The 11,694-nt window shown below is 41.3% G+C and carries 10 protein-coding genes and 1 rRNA gene; 10 read left to right on the top strand and 1 reads right to left on the bottom strand.

What is annotated here, in order from left to right; genetic code table 11:
- Positions 1-98 precede the first annotated feature (98 nt).
- Positions 99-204 (top strand): 5S ribosomal RNA (gene rrf, locus BO222_RS03390).
- Positions 205-440: 236 nt separating this feature from the next.
- On the opposite strand, the gene BO222_RS03385 is transcribed toward rrf, so the two are convergent.
- Entirely contained in the window at positions 441-941 is a 501-nt protein-coding gene (locus BO222_RS03385) for an LURP-one-related/scramblase family protein (protein WP_143356921.1), read from the bottom strand.
- Between the two features lie 274 nt (positions 942-1,215).
- Here BO222_RS03385 and pnp point away from each other — a divergent pair, with 274 nt between their 5' ends.
- The 9 genes from pnp to BO222_RS03340 all read left to right on the top strand — a co-directional run bounded on the left by pnp (position 1,216) and on the right by BO222_RS03340 (position 11,204).
- Positions 1,216-3,462 (top strand): polyribonucleotide nucleotidyltransferase, encoded by a 2,247-nt coding sequence (pnp, locus tag BO222_RS03380; protein WP_075818336.1) that lies wholly within the window; start codon positions 1,216-1,218, stop codon positions 3,460-3,462.
- A gap of 368 nt (positions 3,463-3,830) precedes the next feature.
- Positions 3,831-5,225: a dipeptidase PepV gene (gene pepV, locus BO222_RS03375; RefSeq protein WP_075818334.1), complete on the top strand. Its 1,395-nt coding sequence runs from the start codon at positions 3,831-3,833 to the stop codon at positions 5,223-5,225.
- 3 nt (positions 5,226-5,228) lie between these two features.
- The gene (gene trmB, locus BO222_RS03370; protein WP_075818332.1) at positions 5,229-5,879 is read left to right on the top strand and encodes a tRNA (guanosine(46)-N7)-methyltransferase TrmB; all 651 of its coding nucleotides are present in this window, start codon (positions 5,229-5,231) and stop codon (positions 5,877-5,879) included.
- The gene (locus BO222_RS03365) at positions 5,872-6,198 is read left to right on the top strand and encodes a thioredoxin family protein (protein WP_075818330.1); all 327 of its coding nucleotides are present in this window, start codon (positions 5,872-5,874) and stop codon (positions 6,196-6,198) included. The genes trmB and BO222_RS03365 overlap by 8 nt, the downstream gene beginning before the upstream one ends.
- A gap of 1 nt (position 6,199) precedes the next feature.
- Complete coding sequence (locus tag BO222_RS03360) at positions 6,200-7,027, top strand: hypothetical protein (RefSeq protein ID WP_075818328.1); 828 nt, start codon at positions 6,200-6,202, stop codon at positions 7,025-7,027.
- A complete protein-coding gene (locus BO222_RS03355) occupies positions 7,024-8,337 on the top strand; it encodes a UDP-N-acetylmuramate--L-alanine ligase (protein WP_075818327.1) in 1,314 nt (437 codons plus the stop codon). Before BO222_RS03360 ends, BO222_RS03355 begins: the two co-directional genes overlap by 4 nt.
- Before the next feature lie 316 nt (positions 8,338-8,653).
- Positions 8,654-9,097, top strand: coding sequence for a DUF948 domain-containing protein (locus BO222_RS03350; protein WP_143356920.1), 444 nt, complete (start codon positions 8,654-8,656; stop codon positions 9,095-9,097).
- Between the two features lie 136 nt (positions 9,098-9,233).
- Positions 9,234-9,965: a hypothetical protein gene (locus tag BO222_RS03345; RefSeq protein ID WP_075818324.1), complete on the top strand. Its 732-nt coding sequence runs from the start codon at positions 9,234-9,236 to the stop codon at positions 9,963-9,965.
- A gap of 216 nt (positions 9,966-10,181) precedes the next feature.
- Positions 10,182-11,204 carry a LacI family DNA-binding transcriptional regulator gene (locus BO222_RS03340; RefSeq protein ID WP_075818321.1) on the top strand — a complete coding sequence of 341 codons (1,023 nt, stop codon included), beginning with the start codon at positions 10,182-10,184 and terminating at the stop codon, positions 11,202-11,204.
- The last annotated feature ends 490 nt before the right edge of the window (positions 11,205-11,694 follow it).

Genomic DNA, 11,694 nt, shown 5'->3' with positions numbered 1-11,694 from the left:
TCGAGGGCTTGATCGAAGCAAGCGAAGTGAAGAACACAAAGAACAAAGACAACAGACAAGAAGGATGTCGCTGATGTTTGGTTTTGAAAGATCCATGGTGTGGTCTTGATGGCAGAATGGAAATACCTGGTTACATTCCGCACCCAGCAGTCAAGCATTCTAACGGCGACGATAGTGAACAGCGAAAATAGCAAGAGGCCATGCAAAAAGCAAGTCGATCTGAACAGAGTGAATCTCTTCGGATCGGCTTTTTTCTATTCTCTGAAATGTACTAAAAACGCTTCAGATCAACTTAGGATCTTAGCTGGTATTACTGCCAGATTGTTTTTTTATTCGATTTAATCGTGTCTGGTTAAATATAAAAACTAGTTCTGCGTGATCTGCGTGGATACTGGAAAACAATTTTAATGATATAGAAGATTATTTTTTAAAAAATTTGTTTAAGATTTTTTGGATTCGTTTTTCTTTGCTTCTGCTTCCTGATTGTTTAAGAATGCAGCGAGTGTGACTAACAGCAATGGGAGTTCATCTTTTTCATTATCAAATTCGATTGCATAATGATCACTCATATGCCAGGGCTGTACTGAAATGCGCCCAACGACTCCAAATCCTTTTTTCACTTTATAGCTCCAGCCTAAAAGGTTTCCTTCGATGTTCCAGTCAAGTCTGGTGATATGCAGGTGTGAGCCCAAAAGGGTATGATCCATATACATTCGACCAATCTTTTGTCCATTTACAAACAGGTTATAGCCAGGAAACAGAGGATCCATTGACTTTTTGATTGCGGCGACTTTCTTTCCCTGAGCATTGTCAACACTTAGTTCTGTCGTCAGGGCGATTAACGGCGTTTTGACCGAATAAATGACCTGACCTTTTTCATCGAATACATTAAATCCATCTTTGAAAGTAAAAAATTTCTGCGCAAGATAAATTTTAGCCATAATTCTTCCTTTCTGCCTGAAATGTTTCAGGCTGTGTTCTGATTCATCATCACGCAAACCGTACAGATGTTCCTTTGATATGCCTGTTTTTCAATACGAAATATTCTTCTTTGTATTGATTACCTTCTTTAAACTCAGAATGCTCTACGTCTTAAATTGTTCACTTTATCAATCAATTACCAAACCACTCCCACAATTGCCCAAAAACAGGATATTTATTTATACTCTCTGTGTTATGATAGACGCTGTATATAAGCGAGGTTATTAAAATAAGATGTCAAAACACGAATTTCATCTCGATTTCTGTGGTCGGGGGATCACAGTAGAAACCGGTGAAATTGCTAAACAGGCTTCTGGGGCAGTTCTTGTCCGATATGAAGAAACTGTTGTGCTTTCTACCGCTGTTGCGGCCAGTCAGCCAAAGGAAGGATTGGATTTCTTCCCGTTGACGGTCTCTTATGAAGAAAAGCTTTATTCTGTAGGAAAAATTCCTGGAGGATTTTTAAGAAGAGAAGGTCGTCCTTCTGAACACGCGACTTTAAGTGCCCGAATGATTGACCGCCCAATCCGTCCGTTATTTGCGGAAGGATTCAGAAATGAAGTACAGGTTGTCAATACGGTTTTATCGGTTGATCCGGATGTGACTTCCGAAATGACGGCAATGCTTGGCGCTTCACTGGCATTATGTCTTTCCGACATTCCTTTTAATGGACCCATTGCCGGAGTAAAGGTTGGATTAGTCGATGGAGAATTTATCTGTAATCCAACTGTTGAACAGCAGGAACGTTCAGAGATTGAACTGACGGTTGCTGGAACGGCTCAGGCTTTAAATATGGTTGAAGCCGGTGCCAAGGAAGTCAGTGAAGAAGTGATGCTTGCTGCGCTGATGTTTGGTCATGATCGAATCAAGGAACTTTGTGCATTCCAGGAGCAGATCGTTGCTGAATGCGGCAAGGAAAAAAGAGAAATTCCATTATTTACATTCGATGCAGATCTCGAAGCTGAAGTTAAATCAAAATACGAAGAACCAATCCGTAAAGCTGTATCCATTCAGAAAAAACTCGAACGCTATGAAGCCATCGACAAGTTAGTGGATGAAGCAGTTGCAGAATACGAAACGGCTGAATATGAATCTGAAAAGGAAAAAGCGGATATCCTCAAACAGGTATCCAAAATCTGCAGGGCCATTGAAGCCGATGAAGTCCGCCGTCTGATCATTGAAGATAAGGTTCGCCCAGACGGCCGTCAGATTGATGAAATCCGTCCTTTGAATTCTCAGGTGGATCTGCTTCCTCGAGTTCATGGTTCCGCCATGTTTACCCGTGGAGAAACTCAGGTAATTTCAACTACAACTCTTGGCGCGCTCAATGAAAATCAGATCATTGACGATGTCACTGAAGTCGATAATAAACGTTTTATGCATCACTATAACTTCCCGCCTTATTCCGTCGGTGAAACTGGAAGAATGGGATCACCAGGACGCCGTGAAATCGGTCATGGAGCACTTGGTGAAAGAGCATTGCTTCAGGTTCTTCCTTCTGAAGAAGAATTCCCATATGCAATTCGAACCGTAGCTGAAGTGACTGAATCCAACGGAAGTTCTTCTCAGGCTTCCATCTGTGCTGGAACCATGTCCTTAATGGCAGCTGGTGTTCCAATCAAAGCCCCAGTTGCAGGAATTGCCATGGGTCTGATTATGGATGAAAATACTGGAAACTATACGGTATTAACTGATATTCAGGGTATGGAAGATCACTTTGGAGATATGGACTTCAAGGTAGCGGGTACTGAAAAGGGAATTACTGCCTTGCAGATGGATATCAAAGTTAAAGGAATCACCCGTGAAATCTTCGAAGAAGCATTAAGTCAGGCTAATAAGGCTCGAAAGGAAATCCTGGCCAATATGCTTGAAGCCATTCCGGAACCTAGAGCTGATGTATCCAAATACGCGCCTAAGATGGATCAGATGAAGATCAATACCGACAAGATCAAGGATGTCATTGGACCTGGCGGTAAGATGATTAACAAGATCATTGATGAATGCGACAACGTCAAGATCGATATCGATGATGATGGAAGCGTAACGGTTTATCATATGGACCGCGAAGCTATCAATAAGGCGATGAAACGGATTGAAGAAATCGTTCGTGAAGCCAAAGTCGGTGAAATCTATGAAGCGGAAGTTGTTCGTATTGAAAACTTTGGAGCCTTCGTTCGCCTGTTTGGAAACACCGATGGATTACTCCATATTTCTAAAATCGCTCATGAAAGAATCGACAGGGTTGAAGATGTGCTCAAACTTGGAGATATTGTTCGTGTTAAGGTCACAGAAATCGACGACAAGGGAAAAGTCAGTGTTTCTGCAAAAGCTCTGCTTCCAAAACCGGAAGGATTTAAGGAACCAAGCGAAAAGTCCGACCGCTATGTAAGCCGCCGCGGCAATCATCGTCCGGACCGCCGTCCAAGAAATGATCATCCTTCTGCAAACCGCAGACCCCGTGATGATCACAAGGAGGACTAAAATCAGAAAACATTTGTTTCTGACTGAATGGATCAGTAAGATTCCTGTTGACTGAAACTGTCTTCTGAAGCCTTTATACAAGGCGAAATCATTCAATTTATTAATAAACAGGTTTGCCAGGATGAATCCGATTTTGGCAAACCTGTTTTGTTTTATGGTTTCACTTTTGATGCCTGCAGGAATATACACCTATTCCATGCTAAACTATTTCTGAATCATTATGCCTTTTTGATTTAAACTGAATGAAGGAAGATTGTTTCAAGAGAAAAATCATGCTGAAAATTTCAGGCTTCAATCATTTTTTACCATGAATGATTTAAGCTGTGATTCTGGCATGATCTGAAAAATAAAGGAGTTGTTTTAATTTTATGGATTTTCGTAAACTTGCTGAAAAGTACAGAGATTCCTATTTTAAGGATCTCAACACACTTGTAGAAATTGAATCAACAAAAGATGAAGCCAAAGCCGATCCAGCGGCTGGAATGCCTTTTGGTCCAGGACCTCGCAAGGCTCTCGATACATTTCTCGAAATGGCCGATCGCGATGGGTTTAAAACCGAAAACGTTGATGGTTACGCAGGAACGGTAACATTAGGTCAGGGGGAAGAATCTGTTGGAATCTTAGGACATCTGGATATCGTTCCATTGGGAGATGGCTGGACCAAGGATCCTTTGAAAGTGACCTTTGATGATGGCTATGTATTTGGTCGTGGTGTTTTAGATGATAAAGGACCGACATTAGCTGCCTACTATGCAATGAAAATGATCCGTGATGAAAACCTGCCGTTAAAGCGGAAGATCATGCTGATCGCAGGAACGGATGAAGAAAGCGGATCAGCCTGCATGAAGTATTACAAGAAGCATGGAGAAATACCAACTCTTGGATTTACTCCGGATGCTGATTTTCCGGTCATCTATGGAGAAAAGGGAAATATGCATGTTTCTCTGAAGTCCAGTGATCCGACAAAGATTCGCTATTTTAAAGGCGGACTGCGTCCAAATATCGTTATTGGAAATGCTGAAGCGATAGTGGATGTCAATGATCCAAAAGAAGAACTCTTTGACTTTTACTTAAAGAGCAATGGTCTGAGCGGATCAATTTCAAAAGAAGAGGATGGAGTTCATATTTCTATGGAAGGCGTTCCTGCTCATGGTTCTACTCCATATGAAGGCATCAATGCCGGAACTCATCTTCTGAACTTCATTGCTGAAGCGTATGATGATCAGTTAGCCCGTGATTATTATGAACTTCTCAAGGACTGGAAAGGAAAGCCGGTTGGAATTGAGAAAAACGGCGTATTCATGTCTTTTCTGACTATGAATCCAGGAATTATTGAATTCAAGGATGGTCAGGCGTACGCCTTAGTCGATATTCGCTATCCAAATGATACGACCCCTGAAGTCATTGCCAAAGGGTTTGAAGAAACCTGCCAAAAGCTTGCAAGCGATATCGTTCCTACGGTTGAATATGCTGGAGATCCATTATTTGTCGATCCAAATTCAACACTGGTTACAAGCTTGATGAATGCCTACAGTAAATATACCGGCGATACGTTTACTCCGGCGATTACCATTGGAGGCGGAACCTATGCCAAGGAATTCGATCAGTTCGTTGCCTTTGGCCCAGTAAAACCCAATGAAGAAAAAACGACAGACCTCTTTGTCGGAGGATGCCATCAAAGAGACGAGGGAATCAAAGCGGATGATCTGCTTGAAGCAATGGCCATCTATGCTGAAGCCATTTATTCCCTTGCAGGTGAATAGACGATGAGAATGCGCCGGTTAAAATGGGCGGAAGATTACCTGAAAACCAGCCCATCGCGCATGATGGAACCAGAAAAAGTCAAAGGCCGCTGGAAAAGAAAATTGAAAACGGATGGTGCTTTGCATGTTGAAATCGGAGCTGGCAAAGGAAGTTATTCTCATGATATGGCCAGGATGAATCCTGAGGATGGGTTTATCGCGATCGAAAAAAATGAATCTGCGGCCGGCATGATTTCAAAAAAATACGATGAATCTCCATTGCCTAATCTGAAAATGATCTATGGGGATGCAACCGATTTAAGAAACTGGTTTCAGAACAGGGAAGCGGATATCATTCATTTAAACTTTTCCGATCCATGGCCAAAACGAAGAAACGCCAAAAGACGTTTATCGTCTCCGGCATTTCTTGATCAGTATCGGGATATTCTTTCGGAAGAAGGAGAAATCTGGATGAAAACCGATAACTCATCCTTATTTGAATATTCGATTCTTCAGATGCTGCAGGCGGGATTTGAATTGATCGACTTTTCAGTCGATTATCGCCGCGATGAACATCCTGAAGATGCAATTACGGAATACGAAAGAAAATTTATGGAAGCCGGCAATCCGATTTATCGGAGCGTCTGGAAAAAGGGGAGAAGAAAAAATGATTGATCTGCATACTGTTGAAGAATTTAATCAAGCCATTGACAGCGATAAGCCAACGGTAGTCGTCTGGTCTGCCAACTGGTGTCCGGATTGTGTATATCTCAACCCGCTGCTGCCAGCCATCGAAGCCGCCAATCCGGATTTCCAGTTTGTTCATATGGATCGTGATGAAAATCTTGATCTGGCTATTGAACAGGAAATTCTGGGTATACCCTCTCTTCTGACTTTTCAGAATGGAAAAGAAACTGGACGTTTTGTTTCCAAATTAAGAAAGACACCAGAAGAAATTCAGGAATTTTTAAACAAAGTAAAGGAGAAGTTATAATATGCCAAGCTTTAAAGAGTTAATGCAGTCCTTCCTTTATGAAGATGTGGCTGATGATGACGAAGATGAAGATGATTACATTGAACCCATCACAACACCTGATGAACACCGAAATGGTTCTCCATCAGTCAATTTAAGTCCAACACCAACTGAACACAATACTGCGCCGGCCTATACGCCTCCGGTTTCTACCTCAGTCAATAATCCTGTTCCATCAGATTTAAGCATCAGTGGATTATCCAATAACATGGTAGCCAGTGAAGCAGTTTTGCAAAATAAGAGTTCCATCTTTACTGGACTCAATATGGAAGATATTTCCAAACCAGAACCGGAAAAGGAAACTGAACCGGAAAGCCGTCCAAACAGCGCCTATCGCTATGACCGCCGCAAAATCGCAAAACCAGTTCGCCGTCAAACCAATGAATTTGAATATGAAGCCGTGATTTCTCCGATTTTTGGAAATATGGATGACGATGACAAGGAATTTGAAGCGGTTCATGATGCAGTTAATCTTCCAAGACCTACAGAAGAAATTGAAATGACTTCTGTGATTTCACCAATGTTTGGAAGTGGAAAAACCGCTGGAATTGAACAGGCTCCGGTCGAACATATTCCAGCCTATCAGCCAAAACAGAAAGTAAACAAGAAGAAAAAAGCTGCCCCGACCCGGGATGAAAAGAAATCGGCTTCCTATGCTCAGCCTTCCACGAATGCAAAACCCATTCGTGATGTAGCTGATCTTTTAACCCGTGAACCCGTCAGCGCACCGGCTGAAAAGAAAACAGCCGAACAAAGCGAACAGCTTTCCCTGGAGTCTAACAAAGCATGAGTTTTCATTTTACAGGAATTAAGGGAACCGGAATGGCTGCTTTAGCCGAGATCCTTTATGATCAGGGCAAAGAAGTGCAGGGTTCCGATATCGAAAAATATATTTTTACGGAAGATGGTTTAAGAGATCGAAACATTCCGATTTATCCATTTGATCCAGAGAATATTCACGATAATGATACGGTCATTGTCGGACTGTCCTTTGGAAAGGATCATCCGGAAGTTGCAGCCGCTTTAGCAAATCCGAGCGTTAAGGTTTACTGGTATAACGAATATCTTGGTCATCTGCTTGAAGACTATACTTCAATTTGTGTTGCCGGATGCCATGGCAAGTCAACGACTACAGGAATTCTGGCCAGTGTTCTTTCCTTGGGAGATTCTACCGGCTTTCTGATCGGGGATGGCCATGGTCATATGCCTGAAGACGCAAAAAACTTTATTCTTGAGTCCTGCGAATTCAAGCGGCATTTTCTGGCTTATCATCCTGATTATGCAATCATCACCAATATTGAGCTTGACCACATGGATTATTACAAAGATCTCGATGACTACATTTCAGCCTTTGCGCAGTTTGCCAGCCAGATCAAAAAGGGAGCAGTCATCTTTGGCGATGATCCTTATCTAAAAGATCTTGATTATCCCTGTCCAATCATTACCTATGGACTTGAAGAAGGAAATGATTACCGGGCCATCAACTTTGTTCAGGGTCATGATGGAATGGAATATGATGTTGAACACGATGGAAAGATCCTCGTTCATGTCACTTTAGATGAAGTGGGCTATCCGTTCTTATGGGATTCATTAGGAGCGTTTGCAATGGCCAGCCTTCTTGGTATGAAACCGGAAGCCATTGTCGAAGGCCTGCAGGCTTACAAGGGAATTAATCGTCGGTTTGTGATCGAAGAAATCGGTGAAAATGTCTTAATCGATGATTATGCTCATCACCCGACGGCAATTCACAATATGATTGCAGCCGCTAAGGCAAAATATCCAGACAAAAAGGTGATCGCCCTGTATAAGCCGGACCGTTATTCCCGGCTGCAGTATTTCCTGGATGGATTTGCAAAATCGCTCAATGAAGCCGATCAGGCCATTGTGCTCGATTTCCCGGCAAATGCCAGACCCGAAGATGAGACGATCACTGTGACGATTGATGATCTTTTAAATAAGCTGAACGATGGAATGCTTCTTGATATTTCAGAAGAATCCGCCAAAAAACTCGAAGAGATGGGACCAGCGGTCTATCTGTTCATGTCGAGCAAGGATATTTATCTTCTTCGCGATAAGCTTAAGAATAATCTGTCAAATTGATAAGAGATGTTTAAGGATTTGGAACGCTTTTGTTTCAGATCCTTTTTTTACAATAATCCTGGACATGAAATCAGACTGATCAGAAGGTTCGATAATTCATCTTTGGCCGATGCCATTTCATTGGGGATTTCTGACCCCCAAACCCATTGTCAGGCAGTGTTATTTTGCTTTTAGTCAATTTGACTAAAGTGCGAAATCAGAGAGCACAATGTTATAATGAGCGAAATGAAACCCCATATAATGAGCCCGAGGAGGAATTTAATTTTTATTTATGTATATCAGTTTTGATTTATTAATTAAAATCGGTCAGGTTATTATGATCGTGGCTGCATGTGCGGTACTTATTTATCTGGCGCTTGTGTTCAAGCATCTGATAGATACCGTAAAGGAAACAACGAAAACTCTTGAGGTTCTTCAAAGAGACCTCGAAAAACTCGAATCCCCGCTTGAAACGGTAGACGCTGTCTCAAAGACCGTCGATGAACTTCAGGCGTCGGTTAAAAAGACCGCTACAAGCGCTTTAGGCGTGATGGATGATTCCATAAGCCATTTCAAGGAACGACTCAACAAGCCCAAGGCTAGCCGAAATATGAATTCATTTTCACCAAGTGCTGCTGATGTAAATGAGGAAGACAATTCGAATGCTGAATTTGTTCCAATTGCTGACTTAAATAAGCAGGCTGCACAAAACGAAGTGAAAAATGAAGAAGCCGGCGAAACCGAAATAATCGTTATCGAAGATGACGAAACAAAAGAGTAATTCTGCCTGAAAAAAGAAAGTTGAATTAATCTGATCGAAATCTGACTTTCAAGATAAAACTTGAATGATTTGTTTTGAAGTTGATTAGAATATGTGGATCAGGACTGTCCGGAACTGATCCAGGAAGGAGAAACAGATGAACAACGAAAACAATCCAATGATTATCAACACAACAGAAGGAAAAGACGCAAAGGACGCTGCCGCAAAAGCAAACCCAGTTCAGGCTGACATTAATGCAGCCAATGAAGATGCAGCCAAAGCCGTCAGTGATGCACAGGAAGCGGCTAGAGTTAAAGCAGCAGCTATTGATGAAATGGAAAAAGCTTCTCAGAAAGCTTTGGATGCTATGCGCGAAAACGACAATCAGGAAAATTCTGAAATCGTAAACGAAGCAGAGAAGAAACTCGATGTGATTTTTGACGAGTTCAGAAAATGGTTTGAAACCAATACCCAGCCAGATAAGGTTAAGGAAAACCTCGAACAGCTTAAAAATGATACAGCTAATTTGCTCAACAACACTCGTGAAAAAGTGATTGAAACTGCCGAATCTGAACAGTTCAAGGATACGATGCAGGCTGGTAAGGACTTTGTCAGCGGAACAGCTGGTATGATTGGTGATGGTTTTAAATACGGCTATGATAAACTGATGGAAGTTCCTGAATTCAAAAAAGTGGCAGATAAATTCGATGAAGGCATTGATAAGCTTCGTCACTCCGAAGGACTCAAGAACCTGGCAACTGCTGCCGAAAAGAGCGCTGCTGAATTCAATAATGCTTTATTCAAAGGAATCAACAATTTCTTTGCTTCTCATTCTGAAGAAGATGAACTGCCGGCAACTCCAGATAAAGCCAACAAAGACAACAAGTAAGTACCTTATAATCTGAAAAAATCAGAGATAGTTCAAAACTAAAGAAATCAATTCATCCAGAATTCAGCCATCTGAGTTCTGGATTTTGTGATTTTGGAAGAGAAATGAAAGAAATGAGAGAGATTCGGTATCTTTTCAGATTTATGCATTACAATAAAATCAGCGGCAGAAAGCATTTGCATTCTGCTCAGAATACATAAAGGAACAGGTACAAGAATGAAGCGGATAACGATTTATGACGTAGCCAAAGAAGCTGATGTATCTTTGGCCACGGTCTCAAGAGTCATTAATGATTCAAATGTAGTCAGAGAAGATACCCGTAACCGGGTACAGGAAGCCATTGAGAAATTGGGATATAAACCAAATGCCATTGCTCAGGGGCTCGCATTGTCTAAAACGACGACTATTTCAATTGTTATGTCAGAAAAACTGCTGGCTTACAATACAAAAATTCTCAACGGTCTGATGGATGTAGCCAAAATATATAATTATAACATTATGTTTCATACGACATCCAAAGGGATTTCGAAGATGCAGGATGTCATCGAATCGATTATCAAGTCCCGTGTGGATGGTGTAATTCTATTCAATGACAACTTTACTGAAGATGAAATGGAAGTTCTCCATGAATATCAGATTCCAATGGTTGTAGTCGGAGCTCGTTTTGAAGGCAAAAAGGATGAAAACGTCGGTAATGTTTATGTCGACTTTGAACGTCTGGCTTATGATCTTGTTCGTGATCTGATCGAACAGGGTGTCGACGACATTACTTTGATGGAGGATCGTCTGAATCTTTCAATGATGAAACAGCTCAAAAAAGGAATTGAAAAGGCGTTTGAAGATGCAGGCAAAAATTTTGAAGGATATATCTCATATGGTGATGGATATAAATCTTCCTATGCGTTCTTCAAGGACTATTTCAAGGATCATAAACCAGCGAAATTCAATATGGCTTTCAGAGATTCACAGGCCATAGCAGTTATGAATGCAGCGGCTGAAGCAGGATTTCATTCCCCCGAAGATCTGCAGATTGTCAGCGTTCTCGATTCGAAATATTTGAATATGGTTCGTCCAAGAATCTCTTCTTATAACATTCCAGAGTATGACATGGGTGCCATTTCCATGCGTCTTCTGACAAAAATGCTTGTCAGTGACCGGGATCAGGATGAAAACCGCAATATTGAAATCTCTTATACTCCAATTCCACGCGATACCACAAAAGAAGAACTCTTCTATTAAACAAAACTCAGTTTCTTTTGATGAAGCAGCTTTCCTGTCAGATCAGATTCGATCACTCTGATTACGCTGAAAAAAGGATCATCAAAGGAAAACAAAAAGTCATCAATCAATAATGCTGTAACAATAACGCTCCAAATGGATGGATCTTATCATTCATCGATCATTTGAGTGATTTAAATCAAATTTCATCGACATTCAGGAAGTATCCGGTATTTTTAACAATCTGGATGCTTCCTCTTTTTGTCTATCTATTTGTATCCGTCTATTGATATTCAATAATTCCATTCATTCCGTAAATAATTTCCTGCACTGAATGGCTCAAATTTGGAGTGCGATTTTTTAATGATTGAATTTTAGTGAAGGGTAACCTTTTGAAATTTGCACGGGCTTTTATTCCCGGTTATCCCTGAATACCATCAAAGGCGGAAATCTTCTCTGTGCTCCAGCTTTCCTCTCAGGAAAGTCGGAAACGGAAGATTTCCGCCTTTTG

The organism is Ileibacterium valens (genome assembly GCF_001945525.1).
Lineage (GTDB): Bacteria > Bacillota_I > Bacilli_A > Erysipelotrichales > Erysipelotrichaceae > Ileibacterium > Ileibacterium valens.
Note: the sequence above shows the minus strand (reverse complement) of the source record. Positions and strands in the feature narration are given on the sequence as shown.

Bases quoted from the DNA above. Each gene is read 5' to 3' on its own strand.
- BO222_RS03385 (WP_143356921.1), bottom strand. From the start codon at position 941: ATGGCTAAAATTTATCTTGCGCAGAAATTTTTTACTTTCAAAGATGGA.
- pnp (WP_075818336.1), top strand. From the start codon at position 1,216: ATGTCAAAACACGAATTTCATCTCGATTTCTGTGGTCGGGGGATCACA.
- pepV (WP_075818334.1), top strand. From the start codon at position 3,831: ATGGATTTTCGTAAACTTGCTGAAAAGTACAGAGATTCCTATTTTAAG.
- trmB (WP_075818332.1), top strand. From the start codon at position 5,229: ATGAGAATGCGCCGGTTAAAATGGGCGGAAGATTACCTGAAAACCAGC.
- BO222_RS03365 (WP_075818330.1), top strand. From the start codon at position 5,872: ATGATTGATCTGCATACTGTTGAAGAATTTAATCAAGCCATTGACAGC.
- BO222_RS03360 (WP_075818328.1), top strand. From the start codon at position 6,200: ATGCCAAGCTTTAAAGAGTTAATGCAGTCCTTCCTTTATGAAGATGTG.
- BO222_RS03355 (WP_075818327.1), top strand. From the start codon at position 7,024: ATGAGTTTTCATTTTACAGGAATTAAGGGAACCGGAATGGCTGCTTTA.
- BO222_RS03350 (WP_143356920.1), top strand. From the start codon at position 8,654: ATGATCGTGGCTGCATGTGCGGTACTTATTTATCTGGCGCTTGTGTTC.
- BO222_RS03345 (WP_075818324.1), top strand. From the start codon at position 9,234: ATGAACAACGAAAACAATCCAATGATTATCAACACAACAGAAGGAAAA.
- BO222_RS03340 (WP_075818321.1), top strand. From the start codon at position 10,182: ATGAAGCGGATAACGATTTATGACGTAGCCAAAGAAGCTGATGTATCT.